Here is a 16,255-nt window from a genome sequence, read left to right on the forward strand (position 1 = left end):
ATAAGAATTATAAGTTATTTATCCTATAAGTTTGTCTATTTTGTTGAACGCCACGTCTTTTTGCAAACGCTACTTGATTAAAATCATAAAAATCAAAACGATAGCGGTTTTTTGCCTCGTGATTGCAGACCGCTGGCTGGAGCTTACGTTTTTTAAAACATAAAAACTCAGTGTAATAAGCCACCCGAGTTTAAAAAATGATCGCTTTGATTTATTGATATATTTACGCACCCCCATTTTTTATCAATGGTGGCATCGTTAAGATGAATTTATTTGTACAAAGAATGATAACGTACCCTCAATGTGAGGGAATAAGAGAGTGCGCGTACCGCTGACGTCGTTGGCACGGAGTTTCGCTTAACCCGCCTCCAGCATACTGAAACTGACGATCCGCGAGCGCCCCAGCTCTTTCGCCCGGTAAAGCGCCACGTCTGCCGCGCGCAGCAGGTCGTCGCTTTGGGCGTGCTGTGGGTAACTGGCGATCCCGATCGACACATCCACCGGGCCAATCTCAGCAAGCCCATAGCGCAGCGACAGCGTATGGACGCCGTTATAAATCTCCGTTGCGCAGGCGTGAGCCGCTTCCTCATCCGCACCCGTAAGCAGCACCAGAAACTCTTCGCCACCAAAGCGGAAGGCCAGGCCGGCATCATGCACGGCACGTTGAACAATTGTCGCCACGCTCTTAATCACATGATCGCCAGCCTCATGGCCGAAGCGATCGTTAATGCTTTTAAAGTGATCGATGTCGATCATCATGCAGCTCACCGGCTCATCATTGCGCATTGCCTGAGCTATCTGAGTGCGCAGGGTATCTTCCAGGTGGTGGCGGTTACGCAAGCCGGTGAGCGGGTCGAATAGCGCTTTTTCCAGCAGGGCATCGCGCAGACGCTGGTTGGCCAGCGCCAGACCCAGGGCCTCCGCCATTAATTCGAGATATGCGCGGGACGGTGCCGTTTCAGGCGTGATGTTCTGAAACGACAGCAAACCAATGGCTTCCCCCTGCGCAATGAGCGGCACGCACAGTGAACTGTCTTTTTGTGATTCAGGCAGATGCTGGCAACCGATATCCGGCTCGCCGTTGACCGGTGGGTGGCTCTGACCACGGCGTATGGCCCAGCATTGATCGGGGTGGAAAGCATTTTTTTCTCCCTGTGGAGATAACCATTCCGCCGCACAGCGCATCTCCCACGGGTTTCGATCCAGGATATACAGACGTCCGGCGATACCCGGCGCAATGTTGGGAGCAAACAGCTCTGCCACCTCAATCACGTCGCTGACGTTCTCGCACCCCTGCAAGCGCTGGGTCATTCGCGCGAGCAGCTCGCGGATGGCCCAGTCTGCGTCGCGTTCTTTTTCAAGCCGCTGCCTTGCCAGCCCGTTCTCGCGGAAAATGCGAATGGCCTGCGCCATATCGCCTATCTCATCGACCTGGTTGAAATTGGGCGTTTCGACGGCGTAATCCTGTGAGGCCAGGCGGTGAACCACATCACTGAGACGCACTACCGGGCGCAGCACGCGGTGCTTGAGAATAAAGCCCATCACGAATAAGAAGAGCAGGGCGGTCAAACCGACCATCACCTCTGAAGCGGTACGCAGCGTTTTCGACGTGTTGGTCGCCGCCTGGACATCGGCAATAATGCGCTTATCCAGCAGCATACGAAAATGGTCAATCTTGCTCTGGGCGCGTTCCGTTTCAAGTTCGTAGATTTTGCCGAAGAGTAACGCAATGGCCTGTTGTTCCTCACCCCGGGCGACGCTGGCAATTGCTGCCTGCTGTTCATCCTGTAGGCCATCAACAATCTTCAGCCCTTCATACAGCAGCGCCAGCTCTTCGCCCGTTGCGCCCGTATCTTTTAACTGTCCCACTTTGTGTTCAATATTCTTCAGTTCACCTTCTTTCGCCTGGTACGCTTTCAGCACATCGGGCTCTTTTTTGATGGCGTAAAGGCGCGCTAAATCGGAGCGCATCCAGGTTTCTGCTTCAATCTCTTCCGTAAGCTGGTCAAAAATTTGTCGTTGCTTAACAGCCTGACGCTCTACGTTGTCGGCATGGGAAGCCATCAGCATGACGATACCGGAGGCAATGGTCAGGCACACCGTGACACCATAGGCCCAGTTTGTGATCGTGGCGATTCGCACCTGTTGGATCCTTCTACGACAAATGTGGAAGAGCGTTCATTTCAGATTATAGAAAGCCCCTGATTTATCGCGAAAAAAAAGGCGGCAAAGGGCCGCCTGACAAAACGCGTTTCGTTAGAGATCCGGAGGGTTTTTTCCCTCTTCGATAAAGTCTGCGTCCAGCTCCTCGGCGTTGCCTGCGTGGTCGCGGCCGGAGAAGAGGTTCCAGCAGGCGATAAACAGGGCGGCAATCAGCGGCCCAATAACAAAACCATTAATGCCGTACAGCTCCATACCGCCGAGCGTGGTGATCAGTATCAGGTAGTCCGGCATTTTGGTGTCTTTGCCCACCAGCAGCGGACGTAAAAGGTTGTCCACCAGCCCGACGATAATGACAAAAAAGCCCACAATGAACAGACCCTGCCACAGCTGGTGAGTGGCAAACAGGAAGATCGCGGCGGGAACCCAGACGATAGCCGAGCCGACGGCGGGCACCAGGGAGAGGAACGCCATCAGCGCTCCCCACAGTACGCTACCGTCAATACCGACGATGGCAAAGGCGATACCGCCAAGCGTACCCTGAACCACTGCCACGACCGCCGTACCTTTTACCGTGGCTCGTGAGACGCCGACAAACTTAGCGAACAGGTGCTGTTTGGCGAAGTCAGACAGCGGCAGCGAGTCGAGGATCTGGCGCACCAGATAGGGCCCGTCTTTGAGCAGGAAAAACAGCAGGTACAGCATAATGCCGAAGCTAATAGCAAAGCCGAACGTCCCTTTACCAATCAGGAACGCGCTTCCCGCCAGATACTGTCCACCCTGTAACGCGACATCGGAAAGCTTTTTCTGAATCTGCGCGGCGTTGGTCAGGTTGTGATCCGCCAGGAAGCCGCTGGCCCAGTCCGGCAGTCGGTTGAAAATACCGGCGATGACTTCCGGGAACTGCGTGTTGTTCTGTTGCAGCTTGGTGTAAACCATGTTCAGTTCCACCGCGAGCGAGGAAAGGATCACCATCAACGGAATAAACACGATCAGGCAGATAATGCCGAGTGTAAGGAGGGAAGCCAGCCCGTTGCGATCGCCCAGCGCGGTACGCAATTTGTTTTTCACCGGGTTGAAAATGATGGTCAGGATCGCGGCCCACAGAATCGCCGAGAAATAGGGTGACAGCACGTCAAAGAAAGCCCAGGTAACAAGGGCCAGGATGAGAATAAAGAAACCTTTGGTCAGTCCGTTAAATCGCATAGTGAGTCCAGGTGAAGAAGAAACTGTGTCGACTATAGAACTGATTTAAAGATTTACCAATAATTGCGCCGAAGTCGTGCCGGGTGGCTTTTTGTTAACAATCGCGGTATAACACCCTTCTTTGGATGTTTAGATGTCCATACGTTTAGAAGGTAATATGCAAACAGAACAACAAAACGGGCAGCTTAAGCGCACCATGAAAACCCGTCACCTGATTATGCTCTCGCTGGGGGGCGTTATCGGCACAGGGTTATTCTTCAATACCGGATACATCATTTCGACAACCGGCGCGGCGGGCACGCTGCTGGCGTATCTTATTGGTGCGCTGGTGGTCTGGCTGGTTATGCAGTGTCTGGGCGAGCTTTCCGTAGCGATGCCGGAAACCGGCGCGTTCCACGTCTACGCCGCTCGTTATCTCGGCCCGGCGACAGGGTATACCGTGGCGTGGCTCTACTGGCTAACGTGGACAGTGGCGCTGGGATCGAGCTTTACCGCAGCTGGGTTCTGTATGCAGTACTGGTTCCCGCAGGTTCCTGTCTGGACGTGGTGCGTCGTCTTTTGCGTGGTGATTTTTGCTCTTAACGTCATTTCCACGCGCTTCTTCGCCGAAGGGGAATTCTGGTTCTCGCTGGTGAAAGTCATCACCATCATCGCCTTCATTATTCTCGGCGGGGCGGCGATCTTCGGTTTTATCCCGATGCAGGACGGTTCACCGGCGCCGGGCTTAAGCAACATTACTGCCGAAGGCTGGTTCCCGCACGGCGGTCTGCCGATCCTGATGACCATGGTGGCGGTCAACTTTGCCTTCTCCGGAACGGAGCTTATCGGCATCGCGGCAGGAGAAACGGAAAACCCACACAAGGTTATTCCGGTTGCTATTCGCACCACCATCGCCCGGCTCATCATCTTCTTTATTGGCACCGTATTTGTGCTGGCGGCGCTGATACCGATGCAGCAGGCTGGCGTGGAGAAAAGCCCGTTCGTGGTGGTGTTTGAAAAGGTCGGCATTCCGTATGCGGCGGATATCTTTAACTTCGTGATCCTGACGGCGATCCTCTCGGCGGCGAACTCGGGCCTATACGCTTCTGGCCGTATGCTGTGGTCTCTGTCTAACGAGAAAACGCTGCCGCGCTGCTTTGCCCGCGTCAACAAAAACGGCGTGCCGCTGACGGCGCTCTCCGTTTCCATGCTGGGTGGCGTGCTGGCGCTGTTCTCCAGCGTGGTCGCGCCGGATACGGTGTTTGTGGCCCTGTCAGCCATTTCCGGTTTTGCGGTGGTGGCGGTGTGGATCAGCATCTGCGCGTCACACTTCGTGTTTCGTCGCCGTCACGTGCAGTCCGGGCAGCCACTTTCGGCGTTGCAGTATCGCGCGCCATGGTATCCGCTGGTGCCCGTGCTTGGCTTTATCCTCTGTCTGGTGGCCTGCGTCGGCCTGTGGTTTGACCCCAGCCAGCGTATTGCCCTTTATTGCGGGCTTCCGTTTGTCGCCCTGTGTTATGGTGCGTACTACCTGACCCGAAACCTGACCACGCAGGAGCCTGAACATGTCGCAGAATAATCCGCTTACCGCCCTCCTTGAAAACCAGCCGTTTGTCGTGCTGGATGGGGCGATGGCAACGGAGCTGGAAGCGCGCGGTTGTAACCTTGCCGACAGCCTCTGGTCGGCCAAAGTGCTGATGGAAAACCCGGAGCTGATCCGGGACGTGCACCTCGACTATTACCGCGCGGGGGCACAGGTGGCGATCACCGCCAGCTATCAGGCCACGCCTGCGGGCTTTGCCGCACGCGGGCTCGACGAGGCGCAATCCCGGGCGTTGATTGGCAAAAGCGTAGAGCTGGCACGCAAAGCGCGGGAAGCGTACCTGGCAGAGAATGCGCAGGCGGGCACGCTGCTGGTGGCGGGGTCGGTAGGGCCGTACGGCGCGTACCTTGCCGATGGCTCTGAATATCGCGGCGATTATGTGCGTCGCGCTGAAGAGTTCACCGCGTTCCACCGTCCCCGCGTGGAGGCGCTGCTGGATGCGGGCGCGGATCTGCTGGCCTGTGAAACGCTGCCTTCGTTCCCGGAGATTAAGGCGCTGGCGGCGTTGCTGACGGCGTATCCTCGCGCCCGGGCATGGTTCTCATTTACCCTGCGTGACAGCGAGCACCTGAGTGACGGGACGCCGCTGCGGGATGTCGTTTCTGCGCTCGAAAGCTACCCACAGGTTGTCGCGCTGGGGATCAACTGTATCGCGCTGGAAAACACCACCGCGGCGCTGACGCATCTGCACAGCCTGACGTCGCTGCCGCTGGTGGTCTATCCGAATTCCGGCGAGCATTATGATGCGGTGAGCAAAACCTGGCATCACCACGGTGAAGCCTGCGAGACGCTGGCGGGGTATTTACCGCAGTGGCTGGATGCCGGTGCGAAGCTAATTGGCGGCTGCTGTCGCACCACGCCGCAGGATATTGCGGAGCTGACGGTTCAGCGCTGAGGTCTTTGCCGGGTGGCGCTGCGCTTACCCGGCGAAACAACCGCACAAAATTCACTATCCTTTCCCGCTTTTTTTCTAAAAACGAATCGTCATTAGCGATTCTTTTTTATTCCTTTATCAAAATTCTCGCGCCGGAAATACTGCCCTCATAACAACAAGGGGAGCAGACATTATGGCAATTTCATCGCGGATCACACTTCTCGGCGCACTAGCGCTGTGGGCATTTCAGGCGCAGGCGGTGGACGTCACCGTCGCGTATCAGACTTCCGCTGAGCCGGCGAAAGTCGCGCAGGCGGACAACACCTTTGCCAAAGCGAGCGGGGCGAACGTCGACTGGCGCAAGTTCGACAGCGGCGCGGCGATTGTGCGGGCGTTAGCCTCGGGCGACGTGCAGATTGGCAACCTGGGCTCCAGCCCGCTGGCGGTGGCCGCCAGCCAGCAGGTGCCGATTGAGGTCTTCCTGCTGGCGTCGCAGCTCGGAAATTCCGAAGCGCTGGTGGTGAAGAAAACTATCACGAAACCCGAAGATTTGATCGGCAAACGCATCGCGGTGCCGTTTATCTCCACCACGCATTACAGCCTGCTGGCAGCGCTGAAACACTGGGGCATTAAGCCGGGCCAGGTGCAGATCATCAACCTGCAACCTCCGGCGATTATTGCCGCCTGGCAGCGTGGCGACATCGACGGAGCATACGTCTGGGCGCCCGCCGTCAACGAGCTTGAAAAAGAGGGCACCGTGCTGACCGACTCCGAAAAAGTGGGGCAGTGGGGCGCGCCAACCCTTGACGTCTGGGTCGTACGTAAGGACTTTGCCGAGAAACACCCTGAAGTGGTGAAAGCCTTCGCCAAAAGCGCCATCGACGCACAGCAGCCATACATCAGCAACCCGGATGAATGGCTGAAACAGCCCGCCAACCTGGAGAAACTCTCACGTCTGAGCGGCGTGCCGGAAGCTGACGTGCCGGGGCTGGTAAAAGGCAACACCTATCTGACGCCTGTGCAGCAGGTCCAGCAGCTGAACGGGCCGGTGAGCAAAGCGATTGTCGATACTGCCACGTTCCTGAAAGAGCAGGGCAAAGTACCTGCGGTGGCGGCGGATTACAGCCAGTTCGTGACCGATCGCTTCGTGAAATAAGGGGGCTGCAATGCTGAACATTACAAACCTGTCTGCCGATTACGGCGGCAAACCCGCCCTGGAAGAGATCAACCTGACGCTGGACAGCGGTGAACTGCTGGTGGTGCTGGGGCCGTCCGGCTGCGGGAAAACGACGCTGCTGAACCTGATCGCCGGGTTTGTACCGTATCAGCACGGCACGATCCAGCTGGAAGGAAAACGGGTAACGGGGCCGGGCGCAGAGCGCGGCGTGGTCTTTCAGAATGAAGGATTACTCCCGTGGCGAAACGTTCAGGAAAACGTTGCGTTTGGTCTGCAACTGGCCGGTGTAGCGCGTGAACAGCGCCTGAGTACGGCGCGCGATATGCTGAAAAAGGTCGGGCTGGAGGGGGCTGAAAAACGCTTTATCTGGCAGCTTTCAGGTGGGCAGCGTCAGCGCGTCGGGATCGCCCGTGCGCTGGCGGCTAACCCACAGCTGCTGTTGCTGGACGAACCTTTCGGGGCGCTGGATGCCTTCACCCGCGAGCAGATGCAAACCCTGCTGCTGCGCCTGTGGCACGAAACCGGCAAGCAGGTGCTGTTAATCACCCACGATATCGAAGAGGCCGTGTTTATGGCGACGGAGCTGGTGCTGCTCTCACCGGGGCCGGGACGCGTGCTGGAGCGCCTGCCGCTTGAGTTTGCCCGCCGCTATGTGGCGGGAGAGCCGGTACGCAGCATCAAATCCGATCCGCTGTTTATTGAACAGCGTGAATACGTCTTAAGCCGCGTGTTTGAGCAACGGGAGGCGTTCTCATGAGCATTGTTTTCAGTGAAAAAACGCGGCGGACGCGCCTTGCCTTACGCTGGCCGTTTTCTCGCCAGCTCACCTTAAGCCTCAGCACGCTGGTGGTGCTGCTGGCGGTATGGTGGGCGGTTGCCGCGCAGCAGTGGGTCAGCCCGCTGTTTCTGCCCCCGCCAGGCCAGGTTCTGGAAAAACTGATTACCATCGCCGGGCCGCAGGGCTTTATGGATGCCACGCTCTGGCAGCATTTAGGCGCCAGTCTGATGCGTATTCTGGTGGCGCTGCTGGCGGCGGTCATTATTGGCGTTCCGGTGGGGATCGCGATGGGACTGAGCCCGACGGTACGCGGCATTCTCGACCCGCTGATAGAGCTTTACCGTCCCGTCCCGCCGCTGGCTTACCTGCCCCTGATGGTGATCTGGTTTGGCATCGGCGAGACGTCAAAGATCTTACTGATATACCTGGCGATATTTGCGCCGGTAGCCATGTCGGCCCTGGCTGGCGTAAAAAGTGCGCAGCAGGTACGCATACGTGCGGCGCAGTCGCTCGGCGCCAGCCGCGCGCAGATACTGCTGTTCGTCATTTTACCAGGCGCGCTGCCGGAGATACTGACCGGGCTGCGCATCGGCCTTGGGGTGGGCTGGTCTACGCTGGTGGCGGCAGAGCTGATAGCCGCCACGCGCGGCCTTGGGTTTATGGTGCAGTCGGCGGGAGAGTTCCTGGCGACTGACGTGGTACTGGCAGGGATCGCGGTGATCGCCGCGATTGCCTTTGGATTAGAACTGGGACTGCGCGCGCTACAGCGTCGCCTGACGCCCTGGCATGGAGAAATACAATGAGTGAACGACTGACCATTACCCCGCTGGGGCCATATATTGGCGCGCAGGTGTCGGGCCTGGACGTAACCCGTCCGCTGAGCGATAACCAGTTTGAGCAGCTGTACCACGCGGTGCTGCGTCATCAGGTGGTGTTCCTGCGCGAACAGGCCATTACCCCACAGCAGCAGCGCGCGCTGGCCCTGCGTTTTGGCGACCTGCATATCCACCCGGTCTACCCGCATGCGGAAGGGGTGGAGGAAATTATCGTGCTGGACACCCATAACGATAACCCGCCCGATAATGACAACTGGCACACGGACGTTACCTTTATCGACACACCGCCAGCCGGGGCGATTCTGGCAGCAAAACAGCTGCCGGAAACGGGTGGGGATACGCTGTGGGCCAGCGGGATTGCCGCGTTTGAGGCGCTCTCCGCGCCGCTCCAGACTCTGCTGAGCGGCCTGCGGGCGGAGCATGACTTCAAAAAATCGTTCCCGGAGTACAAGTACCGCAAAAGCGAAGAGGAGCACCAGCGCTGGCTGGATGCGGTCGCAAAACATCCCCCGCTGCTGCACCCGGTGGTGCGTACCCATCCGGTGACGGGCAAACAGGCGCTGTTTGTGAATGAAGGGTTTACCACGCGTATCGTGGACGTAGCGGAAAAAGAGAGTGAGGCGCTGCTCGGCTTCCTGTTCGCACACATCACCAAACCGGAGTTCCAGGTGCGCTGGCGCTGGCAGGAGAACGATCTGGCGATCTGGGATAACCGCGTCACGCAGCATTACGCCAATGCGGATTACCTGCCGCAGCGAAGGATTATGCAGCGGGCGACGATCCTGGGGGATAAGCCGTTTTACCGTGCGCCTTGATTGCCGGGTGGCGGCGTTGCCTTACCCGGCCTACGTTTAATTGTAGGGCCGGTAAGCGCAGCGCCACCGGGCAACGGAGCTAAAGGTGTGCCTCTATATACCGCTGATAGCGGTTTGCCTTCAGATAACACAGATCCACCAGCACCAGCCCGTCGATACAGTTATTGAACGCCGGATCGCTGCCGAAATCGATAAACTGCACGCCGCCGGGCTCGCATAGCTCGGAATACTGTTTGTAGAGCGGCGGGATGCCGCAACCCAGGTTGCCGAGCAGGGATTTCAGCTTTGTCAGGTCATCCACGTAATCCACCCCGCCAAATTGCGCCAGCACGTCCGGAAGTGAGGCCGGGTAGGGCTGACGCGAGGCGGCTAAAGGATGGCTGGCCGGAAACCAGAGACGATAAAACGCCACCAGCAGATCCCGTGCGGCAGGCGGTAAGCCGCCGGAGATGGAGACCGGGCCAAAGAGGTAGCGGTAATGGGGATAGCGTGCCAGATAGGCGCCAATACCTGACCACAGATAGTCCAGACCGCGACGCCCCCAGTAGCGCGGCTGTATAAAGCTGCGCCCCAGCTCAATACCGTGCTCCAGTATGTCCTGCATTTTTTCGTCGTAGTGGAACAGGCTGTAGCTGTACAACCCCTCGACGCCGCGCTTTTCCACCTGCATGGCCGTTGGCATAAAGCGGTACGCGCCGACAATCTCAAGGTCATCGTCATCCCACAGTATGAGGTGCAGATAGTCATCATCGTAGCTGTCAGTATCCCGGCGCTTCCCGCTGCCTTCCTCCACGGCACGAAAGGCAATCTCGCGCAGCCGCCCCAGCTCGCGCAGCAGAGGCGCCTCTTCCTGCCCGTTGCGCTGCCAAAGATAGATGGCCTTACCATCGCTGGTTTTTCCCAGACACTCGGCCTGCGCCAGTTCGCGCTTCAGCGTGGCCCTGTCTTCCGGGCGGGCAATGGCGCACTGGGTTTTAAAGACGCCAGGCAATCCCTTGCCAAGACGTATCACGTGCTGACGACACTGCTCGGCCATCTCACGCGATGAAAGGGTAGAACTAAACCGCTCATTCCAGGCAATCTGCTGGCCGATTTTGATCGGCAGCTGACTGTGACGGCGGCGAAACATCTGTTGCATCAGAAGCAGCATGGATACCGTTGGCGAGACCAGCGTGCTGGCATAAAACAGCAGGCTGTTGTGCGCCTGGATATGTACCGGAAGTAGCGGCACCCGTAATTTACCGGCCAGCTTGATAAAGCCCGGATGCCATTTTTTATCGCGGATGCCTTTGCGCGTTGGGCGGGAAACTTCACCCGCCGGAAAGAAGATCAGCACACCGGCGTTTTGCAGGTGCTGCTCCATCTGTATCAGCGAGGCTTTTGCGGTTCTGCCGCCCATATTATCCACGGGAATAAACAATGAACTGAGGGGCTCAAGGTGGGACAGCACCCTGTTGGTAACAACCCTGACGTCGCGGCGCACGCGGGAAACGGCGTACAGCAGCGCCAGCCCATCCAGGGTGCCGGTGGGGTGGTTCGCTATCACAATAAGTGGGCCGTGTTCGGGGATTTGTTCGAGATCGCGGGCGGAAACGGAGCAGTGAATATCAAGGTGTTCCAGAACCTGCTCCACCATATCCAGCCCTTTCAGGTGACGGTGGCTGGCGGCAAACTGCTGAAATTCGTCTTCGTGAAGCAGTCTTTTTAACAGACTTTTTTGCCAGGGTGCGGGCCTCGCCTGAGGCCAAAGGTCATCAAGAACGCTGTCGAGACTAAACATTGATCACTCCTCCTGCCGTCTTGCCCAGACAGTAGAAGGAGGAGATGTCGTTTGTATTGCAGTTTGGTGAAGATTAGCGCAGAGAGCAGGCCGGGTAAGGCGAAGTCGTTACCCGGCGCTAAAGCGGATTAACGCAGAATTTTCTTCTCAGCCAGATCCAGCGCGAAATAGCTGAAGATCAGATCCGCGCCCGCGCGTTTGATCGCCCCCAGGCTTTCGAGGATCACTTTCTCTTCGTCGATGGCACCCGCCTGCGCGGCGAATTTGATCATCGCGTACTCGCCGCTCACCTGGTAGGCGCCCAGCGGCAGTTCGGTGCGTTCGCGAATGTCGCGCAGGATATCCAGGTATGCGCCAGCTGGTTTCACCATCAGGCAGTCAGCGCCCTGGGCTTCATCCAGCAGAGACTCACGAATCGCTTCGCGGCGGTTCAGCGGGTTCATCTGATAGGTTTTACGATCGCCTTTCAGCGCCGTGCCGGCTGCTTCACGGAACGGACCGTAGAAAGAGGAGGCGAATTTGGTGGAATAGGACATGATGGCGGTGTCGGTGAAGCCCGCAGCGTCCAGCGCCTGACGGATCGCCTGTACCTGCCCATCCATTGCCGCAGAAGGCGCAATGAAATCCGCACCCGCAGCGGCGGCAACTACCGCCTGCTTGCCCAGATTCAGCAGGGTCGCATCGTTGTCCACGCCGTGATCGCACAGCACACCGCAGTGGCCATGAGAGGTGTATTCGCAGAAGCAGGTATCGGACATGACGATCATCTCCGGCACACTCTCTTTGCAGATGCGCGACATGCGGGCGACGAGGCCGTCTTCTTTCCAGGCATCGCTGCCGGTCGCGTCAGTGTGGTGGGAGATACCGAACGTCATCACCGAGCGGATGCCCGCATTCGCAATGCGTTCGATCTCGCGGGCCAGATGCTTTTCAGGAATGCGCATCACGCCCGGCATCGCGTCGATGGCTTTGTAGTCATCGATCTCTTCTTCAACAAAAATCGGCAACACCAGATCGTTTAAGGTCAGTGTTGTCTCTTCAAACATGGCGCGCAGTGCGGGAGACTTGCGCAGGCGACGGGGACGTGCAATTAAATCGGTCATGGTATGCCTGATGTTTGTGGAACAAAGAGGTATAGTGTACCTGAAAGCAGGGAGCGGTGTTTTACTAAAGTTGTCTTTTAAATTTTCGAAATCGACTAATATTCGCTGTATGTATTTTGTCTATATTATAAAACTTATTCTGGTGTTCAGTGTGGTGTTTAATATTGGTGAGGTTTCTATATTGGTTCGGGATTATAAATATAAATGATTTATTTCTTTTTATTATATGTGCCGAAGCAACTAAAGTAGTTTGCAATCAGTTGAATTTATAATATTTATTCATAATGATTGATATTGCCTTGGGTTTACAAGCTTATTTGTCTGAATACGGACTTAATGGAATCATTCATTGAACCTTTTCGAAGTGAAACTGCATAATTCCTTCCGCAATTTAATGTTGCTAAATGATTTGATGGACAAACTTGCTTACGTCCCTGAGGAGGGATGACCCAATGCAAACATGGAAAAAGAAACTGGTTGTATCACAACTTGCATTAGCCTGCACACTGGCTATCGCTTCTCAGGCCAATGCGAAAGATATATCCGGCACAACATATAATACTTTTGGCTATGACAATACCGCGTCCACGCCCTGGTATTATGGTTATGCTGACTGGGATTATTCAGATGCCACACATGATGGTGACATTTATCCAGTCATCAATAAATCAACCGTAAACGGAGTTATTTCGACATACTATCTGGATGATGGTGTCAATGGCCGTGCGAACGCGTTGAGTATTTCTAACAGCACCATTAACGGCATGATCACGTCAGAGTGTATGACCACGACGTGTGCAGATGGCGTGGATACTGACGGTACCACTCATACCCAGTATGATCGTTTTAGCCTGACTGTTGATAACTCCACCATCAACGATACCTACGAGCATTACGCCTACGATGTCGTCAATGGTGAAACCACTGAAACGCATTATCTGGACACCTATGGTCTGGGTAACGCGATCACGCTGGACGTTGAATCTGACATCGTTATTCAGAACAACTCCCATATCGCGGGCATCACGCTGACGCAGGGTTATCAGGAGCTGGATAACACGCCATACGACGGTGTTGAAGGCGTTGCTAACAGCAGCAATATCTTTACCGATACGCTGGTGGTGAAAGATTCTGTGCTGACCTCTGGTGCGTACAGCGATCTGGGTACCAGTGGCTTCTACGGTCAAACGGCGAAGCCGAGCGACTACGGTGAAACCAACGCCACGGCTGCGGATGATGCGGCGCTGATCGTTGTTGCTGGCGCGTCTGATAACGCTATGCAGACCACCGCTACCTTCGATCACTCTACCATTACCGGCGACATCCTTTTCGCCAGCACCTTTGATAACAACTTCTACGAGAATGGCGATCCGGCAACGGATACCACCGATGACGGCGTCTATAACCCAACTACCAACGGCTGGGATGATACCGACAAGCTGGATGTCACGCTGACCAACGGCAGTAAATGGGTGGGTGCCGCGCAGTCCAGCGTTGAAGCCATCGGCACGGCGCAGATGTATGGTGAAGGCTACAGCGATGTAGACTGGCACACGCTTTCTCCAAACAGCATCTGGCCTGATTCTACCTTTGACAGCAACGGTCATGTTGCAGGTGAAGAAGTTTATCAGAGCGGCCTGTTCAACGTGGCGCTGGATAACGGTTCCGAGTGGGATACCCGTAAGATCTCCAACATCGACGCGCTGACGGTGAACAACCAGTCTCAGGTCAATGTTGAAAACTCCGGCCTGCTGGCAGATTCCATCACCCTGACCAATGCGTCTAGCCTGAATATTGGCGACAGCGGTGGTGTGGCTACCGACAGCCTGTATCTGGATAGCTACAGCCGTGCTGCACTCACTGAAGAGACAGCTGAGCTGTATGCCAACACCATTACCGTGGACAACGGTGCAGAGCTGGCGCTGGGTCTGGGTCAGGTTGATACGCATAATATGGTGCTGACCGATGGCGGTGTGCTTAACGTTGCCAGCCGTGATTATGTGCTGAACAGCGACCTGAACAACGCACGCTATATCACCAACGATCGCTCTAAAGCGGACTACGACTATGGTGTTGTCGCGCTGAACTCTGACGGCCATCTGGCGGTGAACGGTGACGTTGCCGGTAACTATAAAGTGCGCATCGACGATGCGACCGGCGCAGGCTCCGTAGCTGACTACGAAAACAAAGAGATCGTTCGCGTCTATGACAATAACGCGGATACCGCAGCCAGCTTTACTGCCGCAAACAAAGCCGATTTAGGTGCTTATACCTATCAGGCGCAGCAGAAGGGCGACACCGTTGTTCTCCAGCAGGAAGAGCTGACTGACTACGCCAACATGGCGCTGAGCATTCCTTCTGCTAATACCAACATCTGGAATCTGCAACAGGATACCGTGGGTACCCGTCTGACCAACAGCCGTCATGGCCTGGCAGATAACGGCGGCGCATGGGTGAGCTATTTCGGCGGCAACTTTGACGCGGATAATGGCACCGTTAGCTACGATCAGGACGTAAGCGGCATTATGGTAGGTCTGGATACTCAGATCGACGGTAATAACGCGAAGTGGATTGTCGGTGGTGCGGCTGGTTTCGCGAAGGGTGATATCAGCGATCGTACTGGTCAGGTCGATCAGGACAGCCAGACTGCGATGATCTACGCGTCGGCGAAGTTCATGAACGACATCTTCCTCGACAGCTCCCTGAGCTATACCCGCTTCAACAACGACCTCTCTGCTACCATGAGCAACGGTCAGTATGTTGACGGTAATACCACGACTGACGCCGTTGGTTTCGGGATGAAACTGGGCTATGACTGGAAACCAAACCTGTCTGGCTACGTCACGCCTTACGCGGCGATCTCTGGCCTGTTCCAGTCCGGTGATGACTACCAGCTAAGCAACGACATGCGTATCGATGGTCAGTCTTACGACAGTATGCGTTATGAACTCGGCGTGGATGCAGGTTATACCTTCAACTACGGCGGCGAGCAGGCATTAACGCCTTACTTCAAACTGGCTTACGTGTATGACGATGCCGACAACAATGCTGATATCAACAATGACAGCATTGATAACGGCGTGGAAGGCTCTGCGGTTCGCGTGGGACTGGGCACTCAGTTCAGCTTCACGAAAAACTTCAGTGCTTACACTGATGCGACTTATCTGGGCGGCGGCGACGTTGACCAGAACTGGGGAGCAAACCTGGGTGTGAAATACACCTGGTAATATAAAAAGCGCGGGGGATTTTTCCCCCGCTTTTTTATGTGTTTTAAAAATTATAAAGAACCGACAGATACAGATGACTTGAGGTATGCATGAGCGTTAATGCGAAGCCACTTTCTGAATTAAGCCGGCTCATAAAGTGTCTGGAAGTCGCCGGTACCCCATTCAAGATCGAACCACAACAATTAATAACTACCGGCAATAATGATGATGAACCATTGACCGTTGTCATACAATCCGGCCTGACGGCCGTCCACCGTAAATCAGACGAATTACTTATGGGTATTGCGCGGGCACCGTATATCCACGGTTTAAGCGCATGGATAAATGAAAACTATCTTGAATATTCTCTGATGGCACAAACGCCTTGTACCGGGTTTTATTTACCGGCATCTGACGCGTACCAGCTTATTCAGGACGCGCAACTTTGGCAAGAGGCTTTCTGCTGGCTGTCATGGCTAAACCATTTATTGGGAAAACGTGATATGCAGCTGGTAGGAAATAACTCCTATAGCCAAATTCGGGCGATGCTGATCAATATGGCCGAGTGGGATGACACGCTACGTTCAAAAATTGGTGTTATGAATCATATTCAGCGTAGCACTCGTATTTCTCGTTCGGTCGTTGCTGAGGTTCTGGCGGCGCTGCGGCAGGGGAACTACATCAATATGAGCCGGGGCAAACTGATCAGTATCAACCGTTTGCCCACGGACTATTGAG

12 protein-coding genes are annotated in these 16,255 nt (G+C 55.7%); 8 read left to right on the plus strand and 4 right to left on the minus strand.

Annotated elements, in window-relative coordinates; all coding sequences use genetic code 11:
• Positions 1–357: 357 nt before the first annotated feature.
• Together L379_RS18030 and L379_RS18025 are read right to left on the minus strand one after the other, a co-directional pair.
• Positions 358–2,142 carry a diguanylate cyclase gene (locus L379_RS18030; RefSeq protein ID WP_032652668.1) on the minus strand — a complete coding sequence of 595 codons (1,785 nt, stop codon included), beginning with the start codon at positions 2,140–2,142 and terminating at the stop codon, positions 358–360.
• A 114-nt stretch (positions 2,143–2,256) separates the two neighbouring features.
• Positions 2,257–3,366 carry an AI-2E family transporter gene (locus L379_RS18025; RefSeq protein WP_017383139.1) on the minus strand — a complete coding sequence of 370 codons (1,110 nt, stop codon included), beginning with the start codon at positions 3,364–3,366 and terminating at the stop codon, positions 2,257–2,259.
• 157 nt (positions 3,367–3,523) lie between these two features.
• On the opposite strand from L379_RS18025, the gene mmuP reads away from it, so the two are divergent.
• The 6 genes from mmuP to tauD all read left to right on the plus strand — a co-directional run bounded on the left by mmuP (position 3,524) and on the right by tauD (position 9,428).
• Positions 3,524–4,924, plus strand: a complete 1,401-nt coding sequence (mmuP, locus tag L379_RS18020; RefSeq protein WP_023303171.1) for an S-methylmethionine permease — start codon at positions 3,524–3,526, stop codon at positions 4,922–4,924.
• Complete coding sequence (gene mmuM, locus L379_RS18015) at positions 4,911–5,843, plus strand: homocysteine S-methyltransferase (protein WP_032652669.1); 933 nt, start codon at positions 4,911–4,913, stop codon at positions 5,841–5,843. Before mmuP ends, mmuM begins: the two co-directional genes overlap by 14 nt.
• A 172-nt stretch (positions 5,844–6,015) precedes the next feature.
• Entirely contained in the window at positions 6,016–6,978 is a 963-nt protein-coding gene (tauA, locus tag L379_RS18010; RefSeq protein ID WP_032652671.1) for a taurine ABC transporter substrate-binding protein, read from the plus strand.
• A gap of 10 nt (positions 6,979–6,988) precedes the next feature.
• A complete protein-coding gene (gene tauB, locus L379_RS18005; protein ID WP_017383143.1) occupies positions 6,989–7,756 on the plus strand; it encodes a taurine ABC transporter ATP-binding subunit in 768 nt (255 codons plus the stop codon).
• Entirely contained in the window at positions 7,753–8,580 is an 828-nt protein-coding gene (tauC, locus tag L379_RS18000; protein ID WP_017383144.1) for a taurine ABC transporter permease TauC, read from the plus strand. The genes tauB and tauC overlap by 4 nt, the downstream gene beginning before the upstream one ends.
• A complete protein-coding gene (tauD, locus tag L379_RS17995) occupies positions 8,577–9,428 on the plus strand; it encodes a taurine dioxygenase (protein ID WP_017694443.1) in 852 nt (283 codons plus the stop codon). Before tauC ends, tauD begins: the two co-directional genes overlap by 4 nt.
• Before the next feature lie 79 nt (positions 9,429–9,507).
• On the opposite strand, the gene L379_RS17990 is transcribed toward tauD, so the two are convergent.
• Both L379_RS17990 and hemB read right to left on the minus strand, forming a co-directional pair.
• Positions 9,508–11,208: a bifunctional ornithine lipid synthase OlsF gene (locus L379_RS17990; protein ID WP_032652673.1), complete on the minus strand. Its 1,701-nt coding sequence runs from the start codon at positions 11,206–11,208 to the stop codon at positions 9,508–9,510.
• Positions 11,209–11,336: 128 nt separating this feature from the next.
• On the minus strand, positions 11,337–12,311 hold the full coding sequence (hemB, locus tag L379_RS17985) for a porphobilinogen synthase (RefSeq protein ID WP_015571323.1): 975 nt from the start codon (positions 12,309–12,311) through the stop codon (positions 11,337–11,339).
• Between the two features lie 452 nt (positions 12,312–12,763).
• On the opposite strand from hemB, the gene L379_RS17980 reads away from it, so the two are divergent.
• Together L379_RS17980 and L379_RS17975 are read left to right on the plus strand one after the other, a co-directional pair.
• A complete protein-coding gene (locus L379_RS17980; protein WP_032652677.1) occupies positions 12,764–15,538 on the plus strand; it encodes an autotransporter outer membrane beta-barrel domain-containing protein in 2,775 nt (924 codons plus the stop codon).
• An 89-nt stretch (positions 15,539–15,627) separates the two neighbouring features.
• Positions 15,628–16,254: a helix-turn-helix domain-containing protein gene (locus tag L379_RS17975; protein ID WP_032652678.1), complete on the plus strand. Its 627-nt coding sequence runs from the start codon at positions 15,628–15,630 to the stop codon at positions 16,252–16,254.
• Position 16,255: the final 1 nt, after the last annotated feature.

Origin of the sequence: Enterobacter sp. MGH 33, assembly GCF_000534535.1 — a bacterium.
Lineage (GTDB): Bacteria > Pseudomonadota > Gammaproteobacteria > Enterobacterales > Enterobacteriaceae > Enterobacter > Enterobacter hormaechei_C.

Bases quoted from the DNA above. Each gene is read 5' to 3' on its own strand.
- tauB (WP_017383143.1), top strand. From the start codon at position 6,989: ATGCTGAACATTACAAACCTGTCTGCCGATTACGGCGGCAAACCCGCC.
- L379_RS17980 (WP_032652677.1), top strand. From the start codon at position 12,764: ATGCAAACATGGAAAAAGAAACTGGTTGTATCACAACTTGCATTAGCC.
- mmuP (WP_023303171.1), top strand. From the start codon at position 3,524: ATGCAAACAGAACAACAAAACGGGCAGCTTAAGCGCACCATGAAAACC.
- L379_RS17975 (WP_032652678.1), top strand. From the start codon at position 15,628: ATGAGCGTTAATGCGAAGCCACTTTCTGAATTAAGCCGGCTCATAAAG.
- L379_RS18025 (WP_017383139.1), bottom strand. From the start codon at position 3,366: ATGCGATTTAACGGACTGACCAAAGGTTTCTTTATTCTCATCCTGGCC.
- L379_RS17990 (WP_032652673.1), bottom strand. From the start codon at position 11,208: ATGTTTAGTCTCGACAGCGTTCTTGATGACCTTTGGCCTCAGGCGAGG.
- tauC (WP_017383144.1), top strand. From the start codon at position 7,753: ATGAGCATTGTTTTCAGTGAAAAAACGCGGCGGACGCGCCTTGCCTTA.
- tauA (WP_032652671.1), top strand. From the start codon at position 6,016: ATGGCAATTTCATCGCGGATCACACTTCTCGGCGCACTAGCGCTGTGG.
- hemB (WP_015571323.1), bottom strand. From the start codon at position 12,311: ATGACCGATTTAATTGCACGTCCCCGTCGCCTGCGCAAGTCTCCCGCA.
- tauD (WP_017694443.1), top strand. From the start codon at position 8,577: ATGAGTGAACGACTGACCATTACCCCGCTGGGGCCATATATTGGCGCG.
- mmuM (WP_032652669.1), top strand. From the start codon at position 4,911: ATGTCGCAGAATAATCCGCTTACCGCCCTCCTTGAAAACCAGCCGTTT.